General features: G+C 67.0%; 29 protein-coding genes. 23 read left to right on the forward strand and 6 right to left on the reverse strand.

From position 1 onward, the window contains the following. Positions 1 to 7: 7 nt before the first annotated feature. On the reverse strand, positions 8 to 805 hold the full coding sequence (locus NED98_RS01410; protein WP_265311595.1) for a class I SAM-dependent methyltransferase: 798 nt from the start codon (positions 803 to 805) through the stop codon (positions 8 to 10). A 138-nt stretch (positions 806 to 943) separates the two neighbouring features. Here NED98_RS01410 and NED98_RS01415 point away from each other — a divergent pair, with 138 nt between their 5' ends. From NED98_RS01415 to NED98_RS01455, 9 genes are all read left to right on the forward strand, one after another. After that, the gene (locus tag NED98_RS01415; protein WP_265311596.1) at positions 944 to 1,150 is read left to right on the forward strand and encodes a ParD-like family protein; all 207 of its coding nucleotides are present in this window, start codon (positions 944 to 946) and stop codon (positions 1,148 to 1,150) included. A gap of 1 nt (position 1,151) precedes the next feature. Continuing rightward, complete coding sequence (map, locus tag NED98_RS01420) at positions 1,152 to 1,934, forward strand: type I methionyl aminopeptidase (RefSeq protein WP_265311597.1); 783 nt, start codon at positions 1,152 to 1,154, stop codon at positions 1,932 to 1,934. A 40-nt stretch (positions 1,935 to 1,974) separates the two neighbouring features. Further along, the gene (locus NED98_RS01425) at positions 1,975 to 2,979 is read left to right on the forward strand and encodes a DNA topoisomerase IB (RefSeq protein WP_265311598.1); all 1,005 of its coding nucleotides are present in this window, start codon (positions 1,975 to 1,977) and stop codon (positions 2,977 to 2,979) included. A gap of 175 nt (positions 2,980 to 3,154) precedes the next feature. Then, positions 3,155 to 4,318: an aminotransferase gene (locus NED98_RS01430; RefSeq protein WP_432423280.1), complete on the forward strand. Its 1,164-nt coding sequence runs from the start codon at positions 3,155 to 3,157 to the stop codon at positions 4,316 to 4,318. A 118-nt stretch (positions 4,319 to 4,436) separates the two neighbouring features. After that, complete coding sequence (locus NED98_RS01435) at positions 4,437 to 5,045, forward strand: TetR/AcrR family transcriptional regulator (RefSeq protein WP_265267243.1); 609 nt, start codon at positions 4,437 to 4,439, stop codon at positions 5,043 to 5,045. 355 nt (positions 5,046 to 5,400) lie between these two features. Continuing rightward, positions 5,401 to 5,811 (forward strand): hypothetical protein, encoded by a 411-nt coding sequence (locus NED98_RS01440; protein WP_179514497.1) that lies wholly within the window; start codon positions 5,401 to 5,403, stop codon positions 5,809 to 5,811. Position 5,812: 1 nt separating this feature from the next. Next, the gene (locus tag NED98_RS01445) at positions 5,813 to 7,087 is read left to right on the forward strand and encodes an efflux RND transporter periplasmic adaptor subunit (protein ID WP_265311600.1); all 1,275 of its coding nucleotides are present in this window, start codon (positions 5,813 to 5,815) and stop codon (positions 7,085 to 7,087) included. Between the two features lie 98 nt (positions 7,088 to 7,185). Further along, on the forward strand, positions 7,186 to 10,362 hold the full coding sequence (locus NED98_RS01450) for an efflux RND transporter permease subunit (protein ID WP_265311601.1): 3,177 nt from the start codon (positions 7,186 to 7,188) through the stop codon (positions 10,360 to 10,362). A gap of 14 nt (positions 10,363 to 10,376) precedes the next feature. After that, the gene (locus tag NED98_RS01455; RefSeq protein WP_265311602.1) at positions 10,377 to 11,810 is read left to right on the forward strand and encodes an efflux transporter outer membrane subunit; all 1,434 of its coding nucleotides are present in this window, start codon (positions 10,377 to 10,379) and stop codon (positions 11,808 to 11,810) included. Positions 11,811 to 11,874: 64 nt separating this feature from the next. On the opposite strand, the gene NED98_RS01460 is transcribed toward NED98_RS01455, so the two are convergent. Continuing rightward, positions 11,875 to 12,024 carry a hypothetical protein gene (locus NED98_RS01460; protein WP_179514493.1) on the reverse strand — a complete coding sequence of 50 codons (150 nt, stop codon included), beginning with the start codon at positions 12,022 to 12,024 and terminating at the stop codon, positions 11,875 to 11,877. A 51-nt stretch (positions 12,025 to 12,075) separates the two neighbouring features. On the opposite strand from NED98_RS01460, the gene NED98_RS01465 reads away from it, so the two are divergent. After that, on the forward strand, positions 12,076 to 12,678 hold the full coding sequence (locus NED98_RS01465) for a HutD/Ves family protein (RefSeq protein ID WP_265311603.1): 603 nt from the start codon (positions 12,076 to 12,078) through the stop codon (positions 12,676 to 12,678). Between the two features lie 28 nt (positions 12,679 to 12,706). Continuing rightward, on the forward strand, positions 12,707 to 13,159 hold the full coding sequence (locus NED98_RS01470) for a hypothetical protein (protein ID WP_265311604.1): 453 nt from the start codon (positions 12,707 to 12,709) through the stop codon (positions 13,157 to 13,159). A 114-nt stretch (positions 13,160 to 13,273) separates the two neighbouring features. On the opposite strand, the gene NED98_RS01475 is transcribed toward NED98_RS01470, so the two are convergent. Next, positions 13,274 to 14,098 (reverse strand): aldo/keto reductase, encoded by an 825-nt coding sequence (locus tag NED98_RS01475; RefSeq protein WP_265311605.1) that lies wholly within the window; start codon positions 14,096 to 14,098, stop codon positions 13,274 to 13,276. A gap of 115 nt (positions 14,099 to 14,213) precedes the next feature. Between NED98_RS01475 and NED98_RS01480 the strand changes: the two genes are divergently transcribed. Next, positions 14,214 to 15,134 carry a LysR family transcriptional regulator gene (locus tag NED98_RS01480; protein ID WP_265311606.1) on the forward strand — a complete coding sequence of 307 codons (921 nt, stop codon included), beginning with the start codon at positions 14,214 to 14,216 and terminating at the stop codon, positions 15,132 to 15,134. A gap of 94 nt (positions 15,135 to 15,228) precedes the next feature. Here NED98_RS01480 and NED98_RS01485 read toward each other — a convergent pair whose 3' ends face one another. Continuing rightward, a complete protein-coding gene (locus tag NED98_RS01485) occupies positions 15,229 to 15,888 on the reverse strand; it encodes a hypothetical protein (protein ID WP_265311607.1) in 660 nt (219 codons plus the stop codon). 562 nt (positions 15,889 to 16,450) lie between these two features. On the opposite strand from NED98_RS01485, the gene NED98_RS01490 reads away from it, so the two are divergent. The 4 genes from NED98_RS01490 (at position 16,451) to NED98_RS01505 (ending at position 18,367) form a co-directional block, all read left to right on the forward strand. Continuing rightward, positions 16,451 to 17,074: a PEPxxWA-CTERM sorting domain-containing protein gene (locus NED98_RS01490; protein ID WP_265311608.1), complete on the forward strand. Its 624-nt coding sequence runs from the start codon at positions 16,451 to 16,453 to the stop codon at positions 17,072 to 17,074. Between the two features lie 127 nt (positions 17,075 to 17,201). Next, positions 17,202 to 17,708, forward strand: a complete 507-nt coding sequence (locus NED98_RS01495; protein WP_265311609.1) for a helix-turn-helix domain-containing protein — start codon at positions 17,202 to 17,204, stop codon at positions 17,706 to 17,708. Beyond that, on the forward strand, positions 17,705 to 18,109 hold the full coding sequence (locus tag NED98_RS01500; RefSeq protein WP_265311610.1) for a VOC family protein: 405 nt from the start codon (positions 17,705 to 17,707) through the stop codon (positions 18,107 to 18,109). The genes NED98_RS01495 and NED98_RS01500 overlap by 4 nt, the downstream gene beginning before the upstream one ends. A gap of 51 nt (positions 18,110 to 18,160) precedes the next feature. Next, positions 18,161 to 18,367, forward strand: coding sequence for a hypothetical protein (locus NED98_RS01505; RefSeq protein WP_265311611.1), 207 nt, complete (start codon positions 18,161 to 18,163; stop codon positions 18,365 to 18,367). A gap of 42 nt (positions 18,368 to 18,409) precedes the next feature. On the opposite strand, the gene NED98_RS01510 is transcribed toward NED98_RS01505, so the two are convergent. Continuing rightward, on the reverse strand, positions 18,410 to 20,239 hold the full coding sequence (locus tag NED98_RS01510; protein ID WP_265311612.1) for a DUF885 domain-containing protein: 1,830 nt from the start codon (positions 20,237 to 20,239) through the stop codon (positions 18,410 to 18,412). A gap of 154 nt (positions 20,240 to 20,393) precedes the next feature. Here NED98_RS01510 and NED98_RS01515 point away from each other — a divergent pair, with 154 nt between their 5' ends. From NED98_RS01515 to NED98_RS01540, 6 genes are all read left to right on the forward strand, one after another. Continuing rightward, positions 20,394 to 20,783, forward strand: coding sequence for a four-helix bundle copper-binding protein (locus NED98_RS01515; protein ID WP_179514483.1), 390 nt, complete (start codon positions 20,394 to 20,396; stop codon positions 20,781 to 20,783). Between the two features lie 171 nt (positions 20,784 to 20,954). Then, complete coding sequence (locus NED98_RS01520; RefSeq protein WP_265311613.1) at positions 20,955 to 21,389, forward strand: CBS domain-containing protein; 435 nt, start codon at positions 20,955 to 20,957, stop codon at positions 21,387 to 21,389. A 48-nt stretch (positions 21,390 to 21,437) separates the two neighbouring features. Beyond that, on the forward strand, positions 21,438 to 22,043 hold the full coding sequence (locus NED98_RS01525; RefSeq protein WP_265311614.1) for a DUF4142 domain-containing protein: 606 nt from the start codon (positions 21,438 to 21,440) through the stop codon (positions 22,041 to 22,043). Positions 22,044 to 22,230: 187 nt separating this feature from the next. After that, the gene (locus tag NED98_RS01530; RefSeq protein WP_265311615.1) at positions 22,231 to 23,181 is read left to right on the forward strand and encodes a PAS domain-containing protein; all 951 of its coding nucleotides are present in this window, start codon (positions 22,231 to 22,233) and stop codon (positions 23,179 to 23,181) included. A 97-nt stretch (positions 23,182 to 23,278) separates the two neighbouring features. Then, positions 23,279 to 25,261: a protein-L-isoaspartate(D-aspartate) O-methyltransferase gene (locus NED98_RS01535; RefSeq protein WP_265311616.1), complete on the forward strand. Its 1,983-nt coding sequence runs from the start codon at positions 23,279 to 23,281 to the stop codon at positions 25,259 to 25,261. A gap of 135 nt (positions 25,262 to 25,396) precedes the next feature. Continuing rightward, on the forward strand, positions 25,397 to 25,789 hold the full coding sequence (locus NED98_RS01540; RefSeq protein ID WP_265267262.1) for a PRC-barrel domain-containing protein: 393 nt from the start codon (positions 25,397 to 25,399) through the stop codon (positions 25,787 to 25,789). A gap of 3 nt (positions 25,790 to 25,792) precedes the next feature. Here the strand turns inward: NED98_RS01540 and NED98_RS01545 are convergent, their stop codons facing one another. Further along, positions 25,793 to 26,539 carry a S8/S53 family peptidase gene (locus NED98_RS01545; protein ID WP_265311617.1) on the reverse strand — a complete coding sequence of 249 codons (747 nt, stop codon included), beginning with the start codon at positions 26,537 to 26,539 and terminating at the stop codon, positions 25,793 to 25,795. 131 nt (positions 26,540 to 26,670) lie between these two features. Here NED98_RS01545 and NED98_RS01550 point away from each other — a divergent pair, with 131 nt between their 5' ends. Continuing rightward, positions 26,671 to 26,877, forward strand: a complete 207-nt coding sequence (locus NED98_RS01550; RefSeq protein WP_265311618.1) for a hypothetical protein — start codon at positions 26,671 to 26,673, stop codon at positions 26,875 to 26,877. Positions 26,878 to 26,888 lie beyond the last annotated feature (11 nt).

Raw genomic sequence — 26,888 nt, forward strand, 5'->3', positions numbered from 1 at the left:
CATCGCCTCAGCGCGGCTTGACGAATTTGAGCGTCATGCGATCGCTCTCGCCGATCGCCGCATAGCGCGCGCGATCCTTGTCCTTTTCGGCATAGGTCGGCGGCAGGGTCCAGACCCCGCCCGGATAATCGTGCGTGTCCTTCGGATTGGCGTTGACCTTGCTTTCGCCGACCAGCTTGAAGCCCGCCTTGGTGGCATAAGCGACCACCGAGGATTGCTTCATATAGCCGCTCTTGCCCTCTTCGACCCCCGTCTGATCCTCGGGCAGACGGTGCTCCTCGACTCCGAGCACCCCGCCCGGCTTGAGCATCGCGAACATCTGGTCGAACGCCGCCTGGGTCTGATCGGTCGCGCCGAACCGCCAATTGTGGACGTTGCGGAAGGTGAGGACGACATCGGCGCTGCCGTCCGGTACGCGCGGCTGCCCGTCGACGGCGGGGAAGATCGCGTGGCGCAGCCCCTTATAGGCCGCCGGATGCGCCGCGGCGAGCGAGCGCACCCCGGCAAGCCCCTTGTCGCTCGCGGCGGCGGCGTAAAGCACGCCTTGCTTGAGCACATAAGGCGCGAGCACCTCGGTATACCAGCCGCCCGACGGCCAGATCTCGACCACGGTATCGGTCGGCTTCACCCCGAAGAACGCCAGCGTTTCGGCCGGGTGGCGATAGCGATCGCGCGCGACATTGGCGGGCGTGCGGCTCGGCGCCTTCACCGCCGCGAGCAGCGCGGGCGACGGCGCAGGATCGCGCGCGATCGTCGCGGCGGGCAGCAGCGCCAGTGCAATCGGAGCAAAAACAAGCGCACGCATAGATCGTCTCTCCCGGGTGTTTGCGCAGGCTTAGCCGGTCCGCGCGCCGCCCGTCCAGATGCGCGCATCCGATTGACGGGTGAGCATACGAATCATATACGTTACGTATATCAATCATATCCCCCTGAAGGAGTCCCGATGGGCATCGTGAAAATCGACGACGAACTGCACGAGGAAGCGCGGCGCGCCAGCACCGTGATGTGCCGATCGATCAACGCCCAGGCCGAATTCTGGATGAAGATCGGCATGCTGGCCGAAGCCAATCCCACGCTGTCGTTCAACCGGATCGTCGAGATGCAATTCGCCGCGGCCGATGTGCGGCTGACCCGGGCGGTGGCCGCCTGACATGATCAAGACCGCCGACGAGCTGGCGCTGATGCGCATATCGGGCAAATTGCTCGCCTCGGTGTTCGAGATGCTCGACCGGCAGCAGTTCGCGGGCATGTCGACGCTGGCGGTCAACGATCTGGTCGATCGCTTCATCACCGACGATCTCGGCGCGCGGCCGGCGAGCAAGGGGCAATATGGCTTCGAATATGTGCTGAACTGCTCGATCAACAACGTCGTCTGCCACGGCGTGCCCGACGCGCGGCAGATCATCCGCGACGGCGATATCATCAACCTCGACATCACGCTCGAGAAGAACGGCTTCATCGCGGATTCGAGCAAGACCTATATCGTCGGCAATGCCCCGCCCGCGGCGCGACGGCTGGTGCAGATCGCGCAGGAGGCGATGTGGAAGGGGATCGCGCAGGTCCGCCCCGGCGCGCGGCTGGGCGATATCGGCGCCGCGATCGAGCGCCACGCCAAGAAGAACGGCTATTCGATCGTCCGCGATTATTGCGGCCACGGCATCGGCCGCGAGATGCACGAGGAGCCGCAGGTGCTCAATTTCGGCCGCCCCGGCACCGGCGCCGAACTGCGCGAGGGGATGGTCTTCACGATCGAGCCGATGGTCAACCAGGGGACGCGCAAGGTTTCGACCGAGGATGACGGCTGGACGGTGGTGACCGACGACGGCAAGCTTTCCGCGCAATTCGAACATACCGTCGCGGTCACGCGAACCGGGGTCGAGGTCCTGACGCTGCGCCGCGACGAAGCCCCGACAAGCCGGCGTCGGCCGCGCTAGGCCGGAACCCGCGCCGGGCCCCGCGCATTGGGCCGCCGCGATGACTGCGCGAAAAATCGTCTTCAGCGATGACGCTGCACCCGGGATCACCCGGCGAAAGGTCGGCCGGCACTGGGACTATTGGGACGCCGACGGCCAGCGCATCACCGATCGCGACGAGATCGACCGGCTCAATGCGATCGCGTTGCCCCCCGCTTATACGCGCGCCTGGTTCTGCCCGCACCCCGGCGGACATATCCAGGCGGTCGGCTGGGATGCGAAGGGCCGCAAGCAATATCGTTACCACCCCGATTTCCGCGCCGCGCAGGAGATCGCCAAATACGATCGCTGCGCCGAATTCGGCGCCGCGCTGCCGCTGATCCGGAAGCGCGTCGCCACGGATCTTGCGAAACGCTCGATGACCCGCGAGCGCGCGGTGGCGGCGGTGGTGCGGCTGCTCGACCAGACGCATATCCGCGTCGGCAACGAGGCTTATGCCAAGGCCAATCGCAGCTTCGGCGCGACCACCTTGCGCAAGCGCCACGCGCGCACCTCGGGCGCGACCGTCCGGCTGCGCTTTCGCGGCAAGGGCGGGGTCGAGCGCGAATGCGCGCTGACCGATCGCGCGCTGGCGCGATTCGTCCGCGCGTGCCACGATCTCGACGACCAGCATCTGTTCGCGTGGCTCGACGATGCGGGCGATGCGCACCCCGTCACCTCGACCGACGTCAACGATTATATCCGCGCCGCGACCGGCGAGGATTTCACCGCCAAGCATTTCCGCACCTGGGCGGCGAGCGTCGTCGCGTTCGAGGCGCTGGCCACCGCCGACCACGATCTGAGCCTCAGGGCGATGCTCGAACCGGTGACGCAGCAACTGGGCAATACTCCCGCGATCGCCCGCAAATCCTATGTCCACCCCGCGCTGATCGAGCTGACCCGCAACGGGCAGGCGGCATTTCGCAAGACGGTGCGGATGCCGCGCAAGACGCGCTGGCTGAGCCGGGTCGAGCGCGGGCTGATCGCGTTTCTGGAGCGCGGCGCGTCATCGATGAGCTGCGCCTGATCATTTTTCGTCATGCCGGACTTGATCCGGCATCCAGAGCCATAGGCGACCGCTCTTTGCGGTTCTGAATGCCAGGTTGAGCCCGGCGTGACGGGGAAAGCACGGAATCGGAAATCACCTTGGGCGAAACGCAATAGGCCGATAAGCACCAACCTCCCCAATGAGGATCAACCGCGTGAACCCTGTCTATGCCGCGATGGCGACGACCATTTTCGAGGAGATGTCGGGGCTGGCGCGCGAGACCGGGGCGATCAATCTCGGCCAGGGTTTTCCAGACAGCATCGGGCCGGAGGAAGTGCTGCGCGCGGCGGCGGAGGCGGTGCTGGCGGGGCCGAACCAATATCCTCCGTCCGCCGGGATGCCCGTGCTGCGCGCGGCGGTGGCGGATTATTACCGGCGGTTCCAGTCGCTCGACATCGCGGCCAGCGACGTGCTCGTCACCTCGGGCGCGACCGAGGCGATCGCCGCCTCGCTGCTCGCGGTGATCTCCCCCGGCGACGAGGTTATCCTGATCGAGCCGATGTACGATGCCTATCGCCCGCTGGTCGAGCGCGCCGGGGGCGTGGCGCGCGCGGTGACCCTGCGCCCGCCCGAATGGCGGCTGCCGATCGACGAGCTCGCCGCGGCGATCGGCCCGCGCACCCGCGCGATCGTGCTCAACAACCCCAACAACCCCACCGGGCGCGTCTTCGCGCGCGATGAGCTCGCCGCGCTCGCCGCATTGTGCGTCGCGCACGATCTGGTGGTGATCTCGGACGAGGTGTGGGAGGCGGTGGTGTTCGACGACGCGGCGCACGTGCCGATGATCGCACTTCCCGGGATGGCCGACCGCGCGGTCAAGATCGGGTCGGCGGGCAAGATTTTCGGCCTCACCGGGTGGAAAGTGGGGTTCGTCATCGCCGGCCCGCGGCTGCTCCAGCCGATTTCGCGCGCGCATCAGTTCCTTACCTTCACTACCCCGCCCAATCTGCAGATCGCGGTCGCGCACGGCCTCGGCCTCAACGACGCCTTCTTCAGCGACGCGCGCGCGGCGCTCGAACGCTCGCGCGACCATCTCGCCACCCGGCTGGCGGCGGCGGGGTTCACCGTGTTGCCGAGCCAGGGGACCTATTTCCTGACCGTCGATCTCGCGGCGTCGGGGGTGAACGGCGACGATACGACCCTCGCGCGCCGCATGTTGCACGAAGCCGGGGTCGCGAGCATCCCGCTTTCGTCTTTCTATATGAACCCGGCCCCGGCAGGGCTGATCCGCTTGTGCTTCGCCAAGCCCGACGAAATGCTCGACGAAGCCGCCACACGACTCGGAAAATGGCTTGCCGATCAGCGGCCTGGCGATTGAGGTCCGGATCGCCTCCGCGGCGACGGGCGGATGCTTGTAAACTTTCTGCAACATAACCGCCGCATATCGCGCGCAACCACTGGACTCCTGCGGCCCCAAGCATTACGTACCGGTCGTTATGGAAACGCTTGCCGCTCCGCCCAAAGGCCGTCCGCGCGAATTTTGCGTCGACGAGGCCTTGGCTGCTGCGCTCCGGGTCTTCTGGAGCAAGGGTTATGAAGGCGCGTCGCTCAGCGATCTGACCGAGGCGATGGGGATCACCCGCCCCAGCCTTTACGCCGCCTTCGGCAACAAGGAGGCGTTGTTCCGCAAGGCGCTCGATCTCTATGAGGCCGAGAAGCTCGATTATATCGGCAAGTCGCTCGCCGAGCCGACCGCGCGCAAGGTCGCCGAACATCTGCTGCGCGGCAGCCTCGCCAATCAATGCAGCAGCTGCGAACCGCACGGCTGCCTCGGCGTGATCAGCTCGGTCGCGTGCGGGCAGGATGCCGAATGCATCAGGCTCGAGGTGCTCGAGCGCGGCAAGGTCGCCAAGCGCGCGCTGGTCGAACGGATGGAACGCGCCAAGGCCGAAGGCGATCTTCCCGCCGATACCGATATCGAAGGGCTCACCAGCCTGTTGCTCGCGATCAATCAGGGCATGGCGGTGCAGGCGGGCGCCGGCGCGACGCGCGCCGAGCTTGAGCGGATGATCGAGACCGGGCTTGCGCTATGGCCGTCCAAGTGAAGCTATCGGCCTGACAGAATTAATTTTATCGGTCGGTACAGAAAGCGGTTGACGACCCCCGGCCCGATTTCTATACTGCGTGGTATAGAAGATGGAAGACTCTCCTTCAGGGGAGCCCTCTCTCCCAGCGAAGGGGAAGCATCATGTGTCGCCGAAATCATAAAGAGGGGGTTGGCGCGGAGCGCTAAGCGCCTGCAGCCACCCATATAATTCATAACAGAACAACACCGGCGGGCATTTGCCCGCCGAGTGGGGGCGTTCGCGCCCGTTCGCCATCGCCAGAAACCGCCGCCGCGCCGCCCGCGCGGTGAGCGACGGCGCTCGCCCGCCGTCATCAGCACAAGGGAGACAGATCATGGCCTATGTCGCTTTCGCCGAAACCCCCGATGCCCTCGGCACGACGGTCGGCCTGTATCGCGCTGCGCCGCCGGCGGCGGCCCCCACCCCCGCCTTTTCCGCGCTGGAATGGTCGGTGGTGGCGATCGCCGAACGCGACGGGCTGGCCTCGCTGCGCGAGCCGGGCCGCATCGCGGTCGCGCTCGGCACCCTGTTCGGCGAGCCGCGCCCCAAGCCGCGGCTCGCCGACCCCCGGCTCGAAGCGCTGCGCCGGATGGCCGTGCTGAGCTGGCATTTCGGCTACACCGTGCCGGGCGAGGACGTCCGCGATTTCCTCGCCGCCGGTTTCTCCAATGATCATTACGAGCTGCTCGTCGACAGCATCAGCGTCGCCCAGGCCCGCGCTCGTCGTAATCGAAAGCATCAGTAACATGACCAAATTCACCCCGATCTCGGCGGACGATATCCGCCGCGCCACCCCGCTTCGCGTCGGTGGCCGCCCGCTGTGGCAAAAGCTGAGCCTCGCCGCGCTGCCCGTCGTCATCATCGGCGCGGGCGTCGGCTATCTCAATCGCGAGACCCCTGCCGCCGCGGCGCTGCCCACCCCCACCGTGACCGTCGCCACCCCGCTGGCCCGCGAGGTCAACGAATGGGACGATTATGTCGGTCGGTTCGAACCGAGCCGCAGCGTCGAGGTGCGCCCGCGCGTCTCGGGCGCGGTCACCGCGATCCATTTCACCGATGGCGCGATCGTCCAGAAGGGCCAGTTGCTCTTCACGATCGATCCGCGCCCGTTCACCGCGTCGCTCGCCGAGGCGCGCGCGGGGGTCGCGTCGGCGGCCAGCGATCTGGCGCTGGCGGAGGCCGATCTCGGCCGCGCCAACCGCCTGCTCGCCGACGATGCGGTGTCGAAGAGCGACATCGATCGGCTCACCGCACGGGTCCGCGCGGCGAAGGCCGCGCTCGCCGCAGCGCAGGCGCGGGTCCACAGCCGCGCGCTCGATGTCGAGTTCACCCAGGTCCGCGCGCCGATCACCGGGCGGATTTCCGATCGCAAGGTCGATCCGGGCAATATCGTCTCGGCGGCCGACGGCGGCGGCACGTTGCTCACCTCGATCAACGCGCTCGACCCGATCTATTTCACCTTCGACAGCTCGGAAGCCCTGTACCTCAAGGGCAAGCGCGACCGGCAGGCGAACCAGGGCCAGCCGCAGCAGGTCGAGATCAAGCTGCAGGACGAGGCGGCCTATAAGTGGAAGGGCCACGTCGATTTCATCGACAACGGCCTCAACGCGCATTCGGGAACGATCCGCGGCCGCGCGGTGATCGCCAATCCCGATTACTTCCTCGCCCCCGGCATGTTCGGCAACATGCGGCTGACCGACGGCGGCACGACACGTGCGCTGCTGATCCCCGATGCCGCGGTGCGCACCGATCAGGCGCGCAAGGTGGTGATGGTGGTCGGCAAGGACGGCGTGGTCGTCGAACGACAGATCGAGGCCGGTCCGCTGGTCGCCGGGCTCCGCACCGTCCGCGGGGGGATCGCCCCGACCGACCGCGTGATCGTCCAGGGCCTGCAGTTCGCCAGGGCCGGTGCCAAGGTCAACGTCCGGCCGACGGTGATCAGGCCCGATGCCGCGCCCGCCACTGCGGTGCCGGAGATCGACAAGCCGGCCGCCTCGCAAGCGACCTTCGCCGCGCAATAACATCAGGGCAACCGTCGCGCCCCCTCGCGACTCCCCCCGCTCCCGGCACCCATGCCGGGGGCGAACGGGGCGGGCTTGCCCGAACAAGGCACAGAACCATGCGTTTCAGCCATTTCTTCATCAACCGCCCGATCTTCGCGGGCGTGATCGCGATCATCATCACGATCGTCGGCGCCTTCGCCTATTTCGGGCTGGCCGTGTCGCAATATCCCGATGTCGTCCCGCCGACCGTCACCGTCAGCGCCAATTACCCCGGCGCCTCGGCGGAGACCGTCGCGGATACTGTCGCCGCACCGATCGAACAGCAGATCAACGGCGTCGACAACATGCTCTACCAGTCGTCGCAATCGACCGGCGACGGTCGGCTGACGATCACCGTCACCTTCAAGCTCGGCACCAACCTCGATACCGCGCAGGTGCTGGTGCAGAACCGCGTCGCGCTCGCCGAGCCGAGCCTGCCGGAAGAGGTGCGCCGTCAGGGCGTCGTCGTCCGCAAGACATCGCCGTCGTGGCTGATGGCGGTCAACGTACTGTCGCCGGACAATTCGCTGAGCCGCAGCTATGTCTCCAATTACGCGCTGACCCAGCTCAAGGACCGGCTGACCCGAGTCGACGGGATCGGTGATGTCCAGGTGTTCGGCGCGCGCGATTTCGCGATGCGGGTGTGGATCGATCCCGGCCGCGCCGCCGGGCTCGGGCTCACCGCCGGCGAGATCGTCGATGCGCTGCGCCAGCAGAATGTGCAGGTCGCGGCGGGCACCGTGGGCCAGCCGCCGTTCAACACCGGCGCCGCGCAGCAGCTCAACGTCGAGACGCAGGGCCGCTTCAAGACCGCCGACGAATTCGCCAATATCATCATCCGCACCGACAAGTCCGGGGCGATCACCCGCCTGCGCGACGTCGCCCGCGTCGAGCTCGGCGCCGAGGATTATGGCGTTAACGCCTATCTCTCGGGGCAGGATTCGATCATCATGGGGATCACCCAGCGGCCGGGCACCAACGCGCTCGCCGCCGCGGAGGGGATCAAGGCGCAGCTCAAGGATGCCGCGAAGAGCTTCCCCAAGGGGCTCGAATATCGGATCATCTGGAACCCGACCGAGTTCATCAGCGAATCGATGCACGCGGTGCAGGAGACACTGCTCGAAGCGATCGTGCTCGTCGTGATCGTCATCCTCGTCTTCCTGCAGAGCTGGCGCGCGGCGATCATTCCGGTGATCGCGATCCCCGTCTCGCTGATCGGCACCTTCGCGGTGCTCGCGGCGCTCGGCTATTCGCTCAACGCCTTGTCGATGTTCGGGCTGGTGCTCGCGATCGGCATCGTCGTCGACGACGCGATCGTCGTGGTCGAGAATGTCGAGCGCAACCTCGAACACGGTCTCAGCCCCAAGGAAGCGGCGCACCGCTCGATGGACGAAGTGTCCGCCGCGCTGGTCGCGATCGTGCTGGTGTTGTGCGCGGTGTTCGTGCCGACCACCTTCCTCACCGGGATCACCGGGGAATTCTATCGCCAGTTCGCGGTGACGATCGCCACCGCAACGGTGATCTCGCTGCTGATGTCGCTCACTCTGTCGCCCGCGCTCGCCGCTCGGCTGCTCCGCCCGCGTGCGGCGGAAGCCCCTGCGTCGGGGTGGCGCCGGCCGCTCTATCTGGCGGGCGAGCGCTTCAACCGCGGGTTCGACCGGCTGAGCGAATGGTATGGCCGCATCACCGCGGCGATCGCGGGCGCGCCGAAAAAGGCGCTCGCGACCTATGCCGCGCTGATCGTCGCCACCGGCGCGATCTTCTGGGCGACCCCCGCCGGGTTCGTGCCGGCGCAGGACCAGGGCTATGCGCTCGCCGCGATCCAATTGCCCCCGGGCAGCTCGCTCGCGCGGACCGACGCCACGCTCAAGAAGATGGTCAAGAAGTTGCTCGAAGTGCCGGGCACGCAGGCGGCGGTGATGTTCGCCGGGTTCGACGGCGCATCGGGAACGCAGGCATCGAATGCCGGCGCGGCCTATATCACCTTCAAGCCGTTCGAGGAGCGTTCGCGCACCGGGCGGACCGAACAGGCGATCGAGAACGACATGCGCAAGGCGGTCGCCGATATCGACGAGGCCTTGGTGTTCGTGATCCCGCCGCCCGTCATCCAGGGCATCGGCAACGGCGGCGGCTATCGCGTGATCGTCCAGGATCGCAGCGCCGCGGGTTATCAGGCGCTGGAGCAAGCCGCCGGGCAGTTGATCGGCGACGCGCAGAAGCAGAAGGATCTCGCCAACGTCTTCACGCTCTACAATACCGCGACCCCCCGCGTGTATGCCGATATCGATCGCGCCAAGGCCGATATGCTCGGCGTGCCGCCGTCGCGAGTGTTCGAGGCGCTGCAGGTTTATCTCGGCTCGTCCTACGTCAACGACTTCAACCTGCTCGGGCGCACTTTCCGCGTCACCGCGCAGGCCGAGGCCGATGCGCGCAGCGATCCGAGCGACATCGCGCAGCTCAAGACGCGCTCGAACACCGGCGAGATGGTACCGATCGGCGCGGTCGCGACCTTCTCCGATCGCACCGGCCCGTATCGCGTGACCCGCTATAACCTGTTCCCCGCGGTCGAGATCGACGGGGAGACCTCGCCGGGCCATTCGACCGGGCAGGCGATCTCGACGATCGAGAAGATCGCGAGCACGCTGCCGGGCGGCTTCGCAACCGAATGGACCGGGATCGCCTATCAGCAGAAGGCCGCGGGCAATATCGCCGCGCTGATCTTCGCGCTGTCGGTGGTGTTCGTGTTCCTCGTGCTCGCGGCGCAGTTCGAAAGCCTGATCCTGCCGCTGGCGATCATCCTGATCGTGCCGATGACGCTCCTCGCCGCGATGGCGGGGGTCAACGTCCGCGGAATGGACAATAATATCCTGACGCAGATCGGCCTTATCGTGCTCATCGCGCTCGCCGCGAAGAATGCGATCCTGATCGTCGAATTCGCCAAACAGGCCGAGGACCGCGGGGCGACCGCGCTCCACGCGGCGATCGAGGCGGCACGGGCGCGGCTCCGGCCGATCCTGATGACCAGCTTCGCGTTCATCCTCGGCGTGCTGCCGCTGGTGATCGCCTCCGGCCCCGGCTGGGAGCTGCGTCAGGCGCTCGGCACCGCGGTGTTCTTCGGGATGATCGGCGTCACCGGCTTCGGGCTGATCTTCACCCCCACCTTCTATGTCGTCAGCCGCGCGCTCGGCGACCGGCTGGGGCGGCATCGTCCGCGCCCGTCGGCCTTCGACGCCGCGCAGCAGCCGGCCGAATAAGAAAGGAGCAAATCATGCTTCGCACATTACTCGCCGCCGCTTCGGCGCTGACCCTCGCCGCCTGCGCCACCGGCCCCGATTACAAGCCGCCGGTCGAATCGGCGGCGGCGGCCGGCGGGTTCGTCGCCGTGCATTCGCCCGCGATCGAGGCCAATGCCCCGGTCGCGGGGAAATGGTGGCGGCTCTATGACGATCCGGTGCTCGACGGCCTGATCGCCGACGCGCTCAGCGCCAATACCGACGTGCGCGTCGCAGTCGCGCGGCTTGCCAGGGCGCGCGCGTCGCTACGTGAGGTAAAGACCGATCGGCTGCCCAATGTCGGGGTGAGCGCGGGGGCGACCTATGGCCGGCTTCCCGCCACCCAACGCGCGCCAGGCGCGCAGCGCGAGGATTGGTCGATCGATACCGGCGCGAGCCTGTCCTATGAGGTCGATCTGTTCGGCCGGGTAAGCCGTGGGGTCGAGGCGGCACGCGGCGACGTGGATGCCGCGCGCTTCGATGCCGATGCGGTGCGCGTCTCGGTCGCCGCCGAGACCGCGCGCGCCTATGCCGATGCGGCGAGCGCGGCTGAGCGGCTCGACGTCGCCAATCGCATCGTCGCATTGCTCGATCGCTCGCTCAGGGTGACCGGGCGCCGCGCCGAGGTGGGGCTGACCACCCGGCTCGATACCGCGCGGATCGCGGCGCTGCGCAACCAGCGCCAGGCCGAGGTGCCGGCGATCGCCGCCGAGCGCGATGCGGCGCTGTTCCGCCTCGCCACCCTCACCGGCCGCGCGCCCGCCGATCTTCCCCCGGCGGCGGGGATGCGCACCGCGACCTTGCGGCTCTCAACCCCGATCCCGGTCGGCGACGGCGCGCAATTGCTCGCGCGGCGTCCCGACGTGCGCGCCGCCGAGCGCCGGCTCGCCGCCGCCACCGCACGGATCGGGGTCGCGACCGCCGATCTCTATCCGCGCATCCAGCTCGGCGCGTCGATCGGCTCTACGGGTCCGAATATCGCCGATCTGTTCGGCGCGGCGCCGCTACGCTGGCTGCTCGGGCCGCTGATCAGCTGGTCGCTGACCGGGCATGAGCGCGCCCGCGCGCGGGTCGCCGGGGCGGAGGCGGATACGCAAGCCGCGCTCGCGACGTTCGACGGCACAGTGCTGACCTCGCTGCGCGAAACCGAGACCGCGCTCTCGACCTATGCGCATGCGCTCGACCGCCGCACCGCGCTGCAGGCCGCGCGCGACGAGGCAGAGGTCGCGGCACGCATCACCCGCGCGCAGCAGCGCGAAGGACAGATCGACAGCCTCGCCTTACTCGACGCCGAACGCACCGCGGCCGAGACCCAGGCGGAACTGGCGCTGATCGACGCGCAGATTGCCGATGCGCAGATCGACCTGTTCAAGGCGCTCGGCGGCGGCTGGGAGGATGCGCCGAAGGTGCAGACGGCCTCGAAGAACTAGCAACGACGTCACCCCGGCCTTGTGCCGGGGTGACCGAGTGGTGGGCGCTACCTGCCCACCCTCCTCAATGACGTTTGAAATATTGCACCTCGCGCTCGTGCTTTTCCGCCGCGGCGCGGGTGTCGAACGTGCCGAGGTTGCGGCGTTTGCCGGTTTTCTCGTCCAGCTTTCGCGAATAGAGCCGGTATTCGCCCGATTTGAGCTTGCGGATCATGGCATCACCTCAAATGTGATAGGACGATCCCGTTCCGAAAAGGTTGCCTTGATGATCGAAGCCCAGTTCCTGCCCGCCGCGCAACGCGCGGCGACGCCGTGGAAGAACGGCGGCGGCAGCACCGCGGAGGTGGTCGCCTTTCCGCCCGGCGCCGATTTCACGTCCTTCCTGTGGCGGCTCAGCATCGCCGAAGTGGCAACCGCCGGGCCGTTTTCGCATTTCGCGGGGATCGATCGCACGCTTGCGGTGATCTCGGGCGAGCTGGCGCTGACGATCGACGGCGCCGCGCCGGTCACGCTCGACGCGCGATCGGCACCACTCCCTTTCGCGGGCGAGGCGCCGGTGGTCGGCACCCCGCTTGGCGGCGCGGTGATGGACCTCAACGCAATGGTCCGGCGCGGCGATTATGCGGCGGAGATGCGCGGGCTGTCGGGCGACGAGATGCTCGAAAGCGCGGGCGATACGCTCGTCGTCGTCGCGCTGGGGCCGCTGACCTTGTCGCACGGCGGCGAGACGCGGCAGCTCGAACGGCTCGACGCTTTCGCCTGCGCGACGGGGGCGATCCGGATCGATGCGCCGGGCGCGGCGCGCTGCGGGCTGGCGGTGCGCTTTATCCGCCAAAAAGAGGAACCCGGCGCACGCACAAGCGGTTGAATCGCATCAAGATGCAAGGAGGCATCCGATGCGTATCCTTCCGATGCTGATCGCCGGGGCGATGCTCGCCGGCGCTGCGCCGGTTATCGCGCAGGACACCCAGTCACAGGACCCCAACGCCCCGCATACCCCGCTTCCCTATGATCGCGGCTATGACAAGGACAGCCCGCGCACCGAAGCGATCGACGCGCAGAGCCGCCCGGCGGTCCAGGCCGCCAATCGCGCGGCGCTCGCCGGCGCCGCCGCGCAATCCGCGGTGCACGAAGCGGATTCGGCGCAATATCAGGCCGATCTCGCCGCCTATCGCCAGGCGATGATCGCGCATCACCGCGAAGTGGTGCGCGACCGGATACGCTATGCGCGGCAGGAGCGTGCCTATGCCGATGCGATGGCCGACTGGCGGCTGCAGGTGATCGCCTGCAAGCAGGGCAAGACCGCGGCGTGCAACGCGCCGACGCCCAATCCCGAGGATTATCGCTAGGCGCCGCACACCGCAGGCCGCCGGGCGGTCTCGGTCGCGTTGCGGAAGTTGAACGCGCTGACGTTGATCGACGAGGCGATATGTTGAGCGTCGACGTTCACGATCGCCGCTCCCTCAGACGTCCCACGCCGGCGCGAGGCCGCTCGGGTTGACGATCCGGCCGTCGGGACGCGCAAGCCCGGCGATCAGCGCCATGTCCTTGGCATCGAGCGCGAAATCGAAGATCGCGATATTCTCCTTCACGCGCGCCGGGTTGGCGGTCTTGGACAAAGCGATATGGCCCTGCTCGATCAGCCAGCGCAGCCCGACCTGCGCGGCGGTCTTGCCATATTTGCTGCCGATCGCGTGCAGCACCGCATCCTGCGGCACCGCGCCGTCGGCCATGCCGTAATAAGCCGTCAGCGCGACGCCCTGCGCCTTGGCGGCAGCGGCGAGCGCATGTTGCGGCAGATAGGGGTGGAGCTCGACCTGATCGGTGACGATCGGCGCGGTGGAGCGCGCGATAGATTCGTGGAGCTGCGCGATATTCTGGTTGCTGACGCCGACGAAGCGCGTTTTGCCCGCGGCCTGCACCGCATCGAGCAGCTCGATCTGCGCCGCGATCGGCACCTTGTTGCCCGGCCAGTGGAGCAGCAGCAGATCGACGCGATCGACCCGCAGCTTGTCGAGGCTTTCGCCGACCGAGGCGGCGAAACGATCCGCGCTGTAATTGTCGACCCACACTTTGGTGGTGAGGAACAGCTCGTCGCGCCGCGCCCCGGCAGCGGCGAGCGCGGTGCCGAGCGCGGCTTCATTGTCGTAGATTTGCGCGGTATCGAAATGGCGGAACCCCGCCTCCAGCGCCGCGGGGATGACGCGCGCAACCTCTTCGTCCGACATGCGGAACACCCCGAAACCGAGCGCGGGGATCGCCGCGCCGTGAGCGGAAACCGTCTGCATCGTAAAACTCCTTGGCACTATCCAGATCTTGCCGGTGAAATAATTCCCCCGAAGGCGCTTGATAATCGCACCGATCGTCGCTTCATCTGTGAACCGAAATCACAGGCGAACGGCGATGGACAACCGTGCAGGCGAAATGCAGGTGTTCCTGCGCGTGGTGGAAGCGGGCAGTTTCTCCGAAGCCGCGCGGCTGTTGCGCATGACCCCTTCGACCGTCAGCAAATTGGTCTCGCGGATCGAGGCGCGCCTGGGCGTGCGGCTGGTCGAACGCTCGACCCGCCGGCTGTCGCTCACCGCCGAAGGGCAGGTCTATTACGAACGCAGCCAGGCTTTGCTCCACGAACTCGACGAGGTCGAACGCGAATTGTCGCACGGCGCCGCGACGACCGGCGGGACGGTGCGGGTCAATATCTCGGTCGCCTTGGGAACGCTCGGGCTCGAACCCTTGCTGCCGGGTTTCTGGCGTGAATATCCCAATATCGTCGTCGATCTGTCGCTGTCGGACGAGATCGTCGATCTCTATCTCGATCGTACCGACATCGCCTTCCGCGTCGGGCCGCTGCCGGATTCGGGGATGATCGCGCGGCGGCTGGGCACCGCCTATCGCAAGATCGTCGCTGCGCCCGCCTATCTCGAACGCTACGGCGTGCCGCGCACGGTCGACGATCTCGCGCAGCACAATTGCCTCGGGTTCAACTTTCGCCGCGCCGCGCCGGTATGGCCGGTCAGCGTGAGCGGGCGGATCGTCGATCGCGCGGTGAAGGGCGCGCTGCTCGCCAATAACGGCGAGACGGTGCGGCGGATGGCGCTGGCCGGGGTCGGGCTGGCGCGCATGGGGGATTATCACGTCCGCGCCGATCTCGCCGCGGGCCGGCTGGTCGAGGTGCTCGCCGGGGTGATCGAGCCCGATCAGGAAGAGGTTCACGCGGTCTTCCTCGGCGGGATGCATATGCCGCAACGCGTGCGGGTGTTCCTCGATCATGTCGCGCCGCGGCTCCAGCGCTTTCTCGGCGGCGAGGCCGGAACGATCGAATGAACGCAGCCAGGCATCACTGTGCCTGGCTGCGTCGTTCGTTCGGGCGGGACGGCGGCCCTGCCTGGCCCTCAGGCCGGCCGCCGCCTCGTCGCGATCAGCGATTGATCGTCGTCGTGGTCTTTTCGGTGACGACCGCCGGGCGGGCGCGATGCACGGTGCGATGAACCGTCCGGTGGACGACCCGCGGCGCGACCGCTGCGGTGCGCGTCGTCTCGGTCGTTACCGATGTCGCCGGCTGCTGCGCCGAGGCGCGCGCCGCCGCCGCATCGGCCGCCGCCGCAGAAGCCGCCTGTTCGGCGCTCGCCGCGCGCGCATTGGCGGCATCGGCGCGTTGCTGTGCATCGGCCGCCTGATCCTGCGCGGCCGCGGCCTGATCGCGCGCGCCGGCGACCTGCGCCTGCGCAGCCATCGCGGCATCCGCCTGCGCCGCGGCATTGCTCTCGCGCCGCTCGCGCTGCGCCACGCCGATCGCGGTATCGGCGATATGCGACGCGCTATGCGCCGCCTCGATCGCCGCATCCTTGTGGCCGGCGCGCAACTGGTCCTGCGCGGACCGCAGCGCGGCCATCGCGTCCGCGCTCATCCGCGGCACCTCGCCGCGTGCATCCATCGCATTGAGCGCGTCAATCTTGCCTTGCGCCTCCGCGACGGCCGCTTTCGCACGATCACCCTTGCCTTCGGCAGCCGCCGGGCTGGCCGAAAGCATCGAAAGCGCCGCCAGCGTGGCGGCGTGGATCATCAATACGTTACGCATGATCAACTCCTCCAACGCCCCCTGGGGCCATACGATTCAACGAACGCTCGATTTGCGTTGTTCCGGCGATCATGCCCGCGAACCGGCGCTCCGCACGGCTCGTCGCATGCTGGCACCGTCGGCGGGACGAGCCGAATGCGCGACGAATTATTTTTACCAGCGGGCGGAACATTGGGCGATGAGGACCGTTGATTGTACCTGCTCGATCGAAAGATCCGCAGATTGAAGGTCTCGATCACACCGAAAGGTGCCGAAAGAACCTTCATGGAGCCCCGCCGCTGAAAAGCGACGGGGCTTATTGCTGGCGGCGCTGCGTCGCGAGCCCTGTTATCCTTTCCAGACTATATCCCGCGGCTACAGGATTTTCCGTAGACACGATATCGAATAATGTCGCGACTATTGGCGATAAAAGGCGACTTATCCTAGATCAGCCCGAAAATCGGGCCATCGCGCCCTCGCGTTATTCCATCGAATAGGCGGTGGACCGACTCCATCTTCCCCCTCTACCCCCGCGACATCGAACGAGAACCGAGCCTTCTCTAGGATCGCAGGGAGACTTTCGATGAGTAAATTGCTTTTTTCCGTAGCGGCGCTCGCCGCGATCGGCGTAGCGGCGCCGGCATCGGCGGCGGTGACCGTTTGCAGCGGTGGCGGATGTGCCCCGCAGCCGCATTCGAACGTACAGGTGACCGGCGGCCAGACCGGGTCGACCGTCAGCGGGACGCTCAACAACGCGCCCGGCACGGTCGAATTCACGTCCGCCCAGTCGCTCGCCACCCAGGGCCAGCGTGTCGCGGCGGCGACGGGCGGCCTCACCGATCCGCTCGACATCAGCTTCACCGGCGGGCTGATCAACGCGCTCGAGTTCAATCTCAACGCGCTGACCGGCGGCACCGTGTCATTCTCGTTCAGCGGCGGCGACAGCAACGGCGTCACCACCGGTCCGCTCGCGCTGCGTGCGAACGGATCGAATTTCTTCAACGTCGGCGGCGGTTCGTTCGACCGGATTTCGATTTCATTCGGTGACAATGCCTCGCTGCAGGATATTCGTCAGGTCCGGCTTGCGATCGCCGGCGCGGTCGGCGACGTCCCCGAGCCCGCGACCTGGGCGCTGATGATCCTCGGTTTCGGCGCGGTCGCCGGGACGATGCGGCGCCGCCGCACCAGGATCGCCTTCGCCGCATAATCCCGAAATACCGACCCGCGAGGCAAACTCATTTCTGCCGGGGCAACGACCCTTGCCCCGGCAGAAACTTTGTCGTTTGCGACGCGCTTGCGGACCACCGGCACGCCGGGCATCATCCGCCCGCGTCATGTGCTCCGCCCGATCCAAGCCCGATACCGTCGATCGCGAAGTCAAGCTGCTTCGTCGCCTGCTGCGGGCGAAGGACCGGATCGACGCCGCCCCGCACGAGGAATGGCCGGTCGCGCGACTGGCGCAGGTGAGCGGCACCTCGCCGGCGCATTTCGCGCGATCGTTCCGCGACGCCTTCGGGATTCCGCCGCACCGCTATCTGCTCGCCCGCCGCGTCGAACGCGCCGCGGCGCTGCTGCGCGATACCGATCTGCCGATCACCGACATCGCCTTCCAGACCGGCTGGACCAGCCTGGGCACCTTCGGCCGCACTTTTCGCGATATCACCGGCGAGAGCCCCGGCGCGTTGCGCCAGCGGACGAAGGCCGCGCCCGGCGATCTGGCGCAAGTGCCGCATTGCTTCGTCAGCGCGGCGCATCGGCCCGACCTCAAAATGGCAGTTTCGGAGAAGCGCCGGCGCGAGAACGGCGATACGACCCCCGCGACCGAAACGGAGGTTCCATGACACAAAGTGTTCAAGTCGCTGGCATTTACGTCCACGATCAGGACGAGGCGCTGCAATTCTACGTCGATCGGCTCGGCTTTCGCGTCCATACCGACGCGCGCAACGGCGATTATCGCTGGCTGACGGTTCAGCGCCCCGATCAGCCCGATTTTCAGCTCGGGCTGTTCCGCCCGCAGCCGCCGACGGTCGACGATGCGACCGCGCAGGAATTGCTCAAGGCGGTCGCCAAGGGCGCGATGCCACCGCTCGTGCTGGTCGTTGCCGATTGCCGGGCGGCCTATGCGGCGATGCAGGCGCGCGGAGTCGAGTTCACCCAGGAACCGATCGCGCGCTACGGCTCGGTCGATGCGAGCTTCCGCGATCCTTCCGGCAACGGCTGGAAGCTGGTCCAGTCGCGCTGACGCGCGCGATGTGCCGCATCCCATCCTGGCTGCTCTTGACCGGAGGCCGTTATGACCCTGCACCATTGGATCCGCCAGACGCACCGCTGGCTGGGGATCTTCTTCACGCTGACCGTGCTCGCCAATTTCGTCGCGATGCCGTTCGGCCCGACACCGCCGGCGATCACTTATGCGCCGTTGGCCCCGCTCGCGCTGCTGCTGGCGAGCGGGCTGTACATGTTCTTCCGCCCCTATCTGCGAAAGGCTGAACGATCGTGAAGCGACGGCCGGGCGCGGATCGTGCGCCCGGCCGTCACCGCGTCATTTACGCGCGGCGATCCACGCGTCGACCTTGCGCTCGAGGATCGACAGCGGGAGCGAGCCCGAGCCGATCAGCAGATCGTGGAACGACTTGATGTCGAACTTCGCGCCCAGCTCGCTTTCGGCCTTGCGGCGCAATTCCATGATCTTGAGCATGCCGATCTTATAGCCGGTGGCCTGCGCCGGCAGCGTGATATAGCGCCGCACCTCCGACCGCGCCTGATCGGGCGAGGCGCGCCCCGACGCGACCATATAGGCAACCGCCTGATCCTCGGTCCAACCCTTGGCGTGGATCCCGGTATCGACCACCAGCCGCGCCGCGCGGAACAATTCCGCCTCGAGCCGCATGAAATCGCTCGCGACATCGGGGTAAGCGCCCATTTCCTTGCACAGGGCCTCGGCATAAAGCGCCCACCCCTCGCCGAACGCGACATAGCGCGTCGACTGGCGGAATTTCGGCCCGGCAGTCTGGCGGACCTGGATATCGCCCTGCATGACATGGCCGGGAACGCCCTCGTGGCACATCAGGTCGATCGTGGCATCGGGGGCGGGATCGCCGGTGTCGCCGAGCAGATGGACATAGACTCGCCCCGGCCGCGCGCCGTCGCGGCTCGGCCCGGCGGCATGCGCCGCGCCGCCCGCGACCTCGCTGAACGACGGCTCGCGCACCACCTCCATGCGGTATTCGGGCAGCGTGCCGAAATATTTGGGCAGCAAGGTGCGGTTGCGCGCGATCGCCGCATTGGCGTTGCGCAGATAGTCGGCGCGCAGCGCGTCGGTCCACGGCTGCGGCGGGTTACGCTTCTCGCGATCGGCATAATAAGCCACGCGGTCCGCGAAACCCGCCTGCCGCGCGAGCGCGTCCTGCTCGCCCTCGATCCTTTTGACCTCGCTCAGCCCGATCTGATGGATTTGCTCGGCGGTGAGATCGGTGGTGGTGTTGAGCTTGAGCGCCGCGGCATACCAATCCGCCCCGCCCGGCAGCGATCCGGCGCCGACGCGGCCGCTCGGCGCGGTCGGCAGGTCGCTCTCGGCCCAGGCGATGACGCGTTCATAGGCAGGCTTGATCGACAGCAAGGCCGCGCGCGCATCGGCGAGCAACGCCTCGGCCTCGGCCGCGCTGACCTTCCCCGCCTTCTGGAGTTTGCCGACCTTGGCCTCGGCATCCGCCCACAAGGGCGACGCGGGGCCATTGTCGAACGGCGCGCCGGTGACGATCGCGCGGCTGCCCGCGATCACGCGCTCGATCTGGAATTTGGGCGCGCGAATGCCCTTGCCGTCGGACACGCGGCTCTGCGCGATCGCTTCGTCGAGCACCGCCGGCATCGCGCGCAGCCGCGCCGCATAGCCGCGCATATCGGCGGCATCCTGCACATTATGCGTGTTGATCAGGAAATCGGGCAGTCGCGAATGGACCGAATAAAGGAACGAATAGAAGGGCGGCGCATAATTGCGGAAACGATAGCCGAGCTCGGCGCGATCGAGTTCGAGCGCCCAGATATCGTAATTGGTCTGCGCATCGGGCGACAGCTTGGCGCGATCGAACCGCGCCTTCATCCGCGCGACGCTGGCGCGACGCCATTCGAGCCGGCGCAGCGCCGCGGCGTCGCTGATATCGTCGAGCCGGTCGATCCCGTCCTTCATGCCGAGCTGGGTCGCGAGCTGCGGTCGATCGCGGAACTCTTCGGCGAATTCGCCGTCGAGGAAAGCGTAGAGCCGCGCGTCCTCGCTTGCGCTCGTCGCCGCCGGTGTGGCGGGCTGGGTGGCGGCGGGCAAAGGTGCGGCGAGCGCAAGCGCCGCCGCGGCGGACAGCCAGAGTGATTTGAGCATGTATATCCTCCCTTTCCCAAGGCCTTACCTTCCTAACCTGGGTGTGGAAAGGCCCACGTGCCGCGGGTGGACCCTGCGCTTCGGATAATCGTTGAGACAGGTGCCGGGGCAGCAGCGGGCGGGCAATCGATCCGTCATTGAGAAGGAACCGGACATGTCGATCCACCGCATGATCGCGCTGCATCCGCAGGTCGGCGACGATTTCAACGAAACCCTCGCCACCGCCGCGCGACACGCGATGTTCTGCGCGGAGATGTGCGCGAGCTGCGCCGACGCCTGTATCGCCGAGCCGATGGACATGTCGCAATGCATCCGCTCGTGCCTCGACTGTTCCGACGTCTGCACCGCCACCGCGCAGCTCGCGGTGCGGCGCACCGGGCACAATCCCGAGGCGTTGCGCGCATTGCTCGATACATGCGCGCGGGTGTGCGAGCTTTGCGCCGAGGAATGCGAACGGCACGAACATGGCCATTGCCAGCTATGCGCCGAAATGTGCCGCGAATGCATGCAGGATTGCCGCGCAGCAATACCGACGGTGAATTGAAGCAGCACCGGCCCCGAGTTACGGCAGATTAGCACTTCGGCTATTCTAACCTATTAACCTAGGTTTGTTATCGCCGGATATTTCATATTTGCGCAGCATTTCTCGCCGGCGAAGGAACTCTGCCGCCCGCCGAGAGTCTCGATTCCACCTTTAACCAAGGGAGAGCGAGCGATGCGGGTCCGCGAATGCATGACCACCGACGTCCAGGTAATCACGCCAGACAATACGCTGCAATCGGCGGCGCAGATCATGGCCGATATCGATGCGGGCTTTCTGCCGGTTGCCGATCACGACCGCCTCGTCGGCGTCATCACCGACCGCGACATCGCGATCCGCGGGGTCGCCGCCGGGCACCCGCCCGATTCCAGCATTCGCGACGTGATGAGCGACAGCGTGAAATATTGCTTCGACGATGACGATCTGGACGACGTGCTCGAGAATATGGGCGATATCCAGCTTCATCGTCTCGCGGTGATCAATCGCGACAAGCGGCTCGTCGGCGTGATCACGATCGGCGATTGCGCAGGCGGGGGCGAGACGGCCCGCGCCGGCGAGGCGCTCGGCGATATCGTGCGGCCCGGCGCCCGCACTTCCCAAATGGTCTGACGGGGGGCGCGACCCAACGCGTTCTCCTCCCAATTCAGGATATTTCCCATGAAAACGATGCACAAACCCCTTGTCGCCGCCTTGCTGATCGTCGGCCTCGCCGGCTGCAACAAGAACAATGCGAACGAACCCGCCGGGGCCGCCAACGAAACGGGCAGCGCGCTGTCCGATTTCGGCAATAGCGCGGCCAATGCGGCCGGCGCGGCGGCCGATATCGTCACCCCGACCCCGAACGGGCAGGAATTCGCCGACAAGGCGGCGAAGAGCGACGCGTTCGAAATCGCCGCAGGAAAGCTTGCCGCGACCAACGGCGCCTCCCCCAAGGTCAAGGCATTCGCCGCCGAGATGATCAAGGCGCACACCGCATCGACCGACAAGATCAAGGCCGCGGCGCACAAGGCGACCGCCGCGATCACCCCCGATCCGACCTTGACCGAGGATCAGAAGGAAAAGCTCGACAAGCTGGGCAAGCTCACCGGTGCCGAGTTCGACCGCGAATATCTGTCGGGCCAGGTCGAGGCGCATGAAGACGCGCTGTCGCTGATGCGCGATTACGCCAAGCATGGCGATGTCCCCTCGCTCAAGGCGGCGGCGGGCGAGATCGCGCCGATCGTCCAGAAGCATCTCGACGAGGTCAAGGCATTGAAAGGCTAACCGCGCGCCGCGAGCGCCCGATCGAGGCAGGTTGGTTCACCTGCCTCGAAATCGCGGTAGACAAAGGACAATAGAGCGATGATCCGCTGCAATCGGATCGACAGCCGGGGCAACGCCGGTTAACATAGCGCAATTGTCCCATATCGAGACGATCCATATATGCCATCTCCGACAAGGGGAACGACAGGTGGCTGATCCGATTGGAGCGTTTGCCGATGGGCATGACGCGCTGCTTTCCGCGCTGCTCGATCAATCGCACGAATGCATCCAGTTTCTCGACGGCGACGGCCGGATCCTGTTCGTCAACCGCGAAGGCGCGCGCGCGATGGAATTGAGCGCGCCGCACGATCTGATCGGCGCATCCTGGATCGATCGCTGGCCCGAGGAAGCACGGGGGGCGGCGCACGATGCTCTGCAATCGGTGCGCCGCGGCACTGCGGCGCGCTTCTCGGCAACGCGCCCCGGCCCGCACGGCGAACAGCGCTGGTGGGAAGTCACCGCGACCCCGATCGACGGCAACCACGCCGCCGCCTGCCTGATCATCGCGCGCGACATCACCGCTGAATCGATCGAGCGCCAGCGCGTCGCGACGATCAGCGCCGAAATGCGCCACCGATTGCGCAACGCGATGACCACCGCGGCGGGGATCGTGACGATCGCGGCGCGATCGCATCCCGAATGCCAGTCGTTCGCGCGCGATATCAACGAGCGGCTGGCGATGGTCGCCGCGGTGCAGGACCTGCTGCTCGATCCCGCGCGCGACAAGAGCTTCGCCGAGATCGTCCCGCTGCTGACCAGCGCCTACGGCGGCGCCAAGGTGATCCGGTTCGGCACGCTCCCCGATGTGCTGCTCGGCGACGGCGCGATGCAGGCGCTTGCGCTGACCTTCGGCGAACTGGCCACCAACAGCCTCAAATATGGCGCGTTGAAGAACGGACGCTCGGTCGAGGTGAACGGCGCGGTCGAGGGCGATCTGCTGCGCCTCATCTGGCGCGAACCCACCGTGTTCGGCACGCCGCGCGAGGGCGGCCAGGGGCTCGAGCTGATCGATCGGCTGATCCGGGCGTCAGGCGGCAATGTCGTGCGCGAGACGGACGATGGCCATTTCACGCTCCATCTCGTGCTGCCGTGCAAATGACCCGCGGCGCCTGATCCGGTCGCCGGCGGAAGGCGCGCGCGGCGCAGCGAATTGCCGCCTGATGCGTTGATCGAGCATCGTCCCGTGGAGGGAAGCGATGCCCACGACAGCCACCAGCCGAAACTTCATGGTCGACAGCCAGATCGCCGCGCGCGGCATCGCGGACGAGGCAGTGCTCGACGCGATGCGCGAGGTGCCGCGCGAACGCTTCGTCCCCGCCCCGCTCGCCGAATTCGCTTATGAGGATACGCCGCTGCCGATCGAGGCGGGGCAGACCATTTCGCAGCCCTATATCGTCGCGCGTATGATCGAGGCCGCGCAGATCGGCGCCGGCGATCATGTGCTCGAGATCGGCGCGGGCTCGGGCTATGCCGCGGCGATCCTCAGCCGGATCGCGGGGCAGGTCCATGCGATCGAGCGCCACGCCGAACTCGCCGCGCTCGCGCGTGAACGAATGACGGCGCTGGATTATCGCAATGTCGAGATCCGCGTCGGCGACGGCACCGCGGGCTGGCCCGAACAAGCGCCGTTCGATGCGATCCTCGTCGCCGCCGGCGGCCCGACGCTTCCCCCGCCGCTGTGCCGCCAGCTCAAGATCGGCGGACGGCTGGTCATGCCGGTCGGCGATTCCGCGCGCCAGCGGCTGATCCGCGTGACGCGGTGCGGCGCCGATGATTTCGCCGAGGAGGATCTGGGCGACGTCCAGTTCGTGCCGCTGATCGGCGCTTATGGCTGGGCGCTCGACAAGGGCAGCGACGCCTTGGTCGAGCAACCTGCGAAACCCGCGCTCGCCGACCTCATCCGCGATGCGGCCGAGCCGCTGCCCGAGATCGACGATCCCGCATTCGGCGCGGCATTCGATCGCTATGCCGACGCGCGCATCGTGCTGATCGGCGAGGCGAGCCACGGCACCTCCGAATTCTATCGCGCCCGCGCCGCGATCACCAAATGGCTGATCGAGCGGCACGGCTTCACGATCGTCGCGGTGGAGGCCGATTGGCCCGACGCAGCCGCACTCGATCGTCATGTCCGCCACAAGCCGGCGCAGCCCGCGGCGGGCCCGGCGTTCCGGCGTTTCCCGACCTGGATGTGGCGCAACACCGATGTCGACGCCTTCATCGCCTGGCTCCGCGCGTATAACGCCGGGCTGCCGACCGAGCGAATGGCGGGATTCTACGGGCTCGATCTCTACAATATGAGCGGGTCGATCCGCGCGGTGATCGACTATCTCGATCGCGTCGATCCGGCTTCGGCGGCGATCGCGCGCGAACGTTACGGCTGCCTCACGCCGTGGGGCGCCGACCCGGCGGCATATGGTCGGATGGCGCTCGACGAAGGCTTTGCGCGGTGCGAGGAAGCGGTGGTGACGATGCTGCGCGATCTGTTCGCCAAGCAAGACGCCTATCTGGCCGGCGATCCCGACGCTTTCCTCGACGCGGCGCAAAATGCGCGGCTGATCGCCAATGCCGAAAATTACTATCGCGTGATGTATCACGGCGCGGCGGAGAGCTGGAACCTGCGCGACACGCATATGTTCGACACGCTCGAACTGCTGCTCGCCGCCAAGGGGCCTGACGCCAAGGCAGTGGTCTGGGCGCACAACAGCCATATCGGCGATGCGCGCTTCACCGAAATGGGGCAGGCGCGCGGCGAGCTCAACATCGGCCAATTGTGCCGCGAGCATCACGGCGAGGCGGCGCGGCTGATCGGGCTCGGCACGCATCGCGGCACCGTCGCCGCGGCGCGCGACTGGGACGCGCCGATGGAGATCAAGACGGTCAATCCGTCGCGCCCCGACAGCTATGAGCGGCAATGCCACGACAGCGGGGTCGCGCGCTTCCTGCTCGATCTGCGCGAGGGCACGCATCCCGCGCTCGACGAGCAACTGACGACGCCGCGGCTCGAACGCTTCATCGGGGTAATCTACCGCCCGGATACCGAGCGCTGGAGCCATTATTCGTCCGCGATCCTGCCGCGCCAGTTCGATGCCTGGCTGTGGTTCGACACCACCAGCGCGGTGACCCCGCTGCCCACGACACCGCGCCCCGGCGCCGAGGAAACCTATCCCTTCGGTGTCTGATCGGCTTTGCGCCCCCCTGCACCGCGCGCGCGACGAACCGCGGCACGGGAAATGCGACGATCCCGGAACGGCGCCCCGCTCCCATTGGTTGAATAGACCTGAGCTTTTCATTGCGAACATCTGGGAGATGCGATCATGAACCTGTCGACCCCCGCCAGCACCCTCGATCAGCCCGCGCACCCGCTGGTCCTGTCGAGCCGCGTGCTCAAGGAACCGGTCTATAACCTCGCGGGCACCAAGATCGGGCATGTCAGCGACCTGTCGATCGAGAAGACCAGCGGCCGGGTGATCTATGCGATCATGTCGTTCGGCGGCTTCCTCGGCATCGGCGAGAAATTCCATCCGGTGCCGTGGTCGGTGCTGCAATATGATATCGAGCGCGACGGCTTCGTCGTCCCGCTCGACGAGGCGGTGCTCAAGGATGCGCCAAGCTACAGCGCCGAAGAGCTGCGGTCGCTGGGCGGCGAAGATTATCGCGAGGCGCTGCTCGGCTATTACAGCCGTTACGGCATGGGGCCTTATTGGTAAGCCTCACGTCGCCGAACGGGCGAGCCCGGCAATCCGCGCGCTTTCGCGCGGTGCCGCGAACGACGTGCCGGTGCCGCGGGTGGATCGGCCGTCAGCGGCGGCCGTCGGCACGTCGACCCCGCGCTGCCAGGTGTAGCGATAGCCCGCGATCTGCCGATCGGGGCGGTTGCTATGCTGCCACACCTTCCCGCGTCCGTCGGTCGCGCCGACCAGCACCGCCATCGGATAGCCCGCGCGCGCAGCGTCGAGATTGCCGGGGTGATCGCGGCCGTCGTTGCCCGCGGCGAGGACGATCGGGATCCGCTTCGCCGCGGCCTCGCGGATCGCCGCCGCGATCGCCGGGTCCGACGGCATCGCGAGCGAAATATTGATTACATCGACCCCCAGCCGCGTCGCGGTGCGGATCGCCTCGGCGATCGGCGCCGATTGCGGCTGGCACGGCGGACTGATCCCGGGCGGGCAGCCGCGCGGGTCATCGATCCGCAGCGAGATCAGCCGCACCTCGCGATGCGCAGCGCGCGACAGGATCGTCGCAACCATCGTGCCGTGATCGTACCGCGGCGCGAACGACGGCCGCGCCGGCACAGTCGCGAGATCATATTCCGCCTCGAGCAGCGGCCCGAGCTCGGGTGTTCGCGCGATGCCGCTGTCGATGACGGCAATTCTGGGAACGCCCGACTCATGAGGAATCGAGGCCGCGCGATCGGCTGGACTGCAGAGAAGCGACGCCGCCAGCGATATCGGCAGCATCAATCCATATTTGTTCTTCAGCAATTCTTGTAACGTAGCTCAATTTCGCTGAAGAACGCGCGCATCTCGCGGAACGCCGGTTACGAACGCCCGTTCTATGCCCTCCCCAGCGGACCTAAGGAGGCTGATATATGTTGTCGAAAATCGTAATTGCCAGTGGCTTGGGCTTGCTCGCCCTCGGCGGCATCGCCATGGCGCAGGACGTCGCGAACAATTCGTCGCAGGCGAACAACACCAGCATGGACAATGGCTATAGCACGAGCAACAGCTCGAGCTACAACGGCACCAGCGGATCATCCTATTCGAACACGAACACCCGTACCGGGGAACGAGGCTGATCCGTGAAAGG

Source organism: Sphingomonas lycopersici (genome assembly GCF_026130605.1).
Classification (GTDB): domain Bacteria; phylum Pseudomonadota; class Alphaproteobacteria; order Sphingomonadales; family Sphingomonadaceae; genus Sphingomonas; species Sphingomonas lycopersici.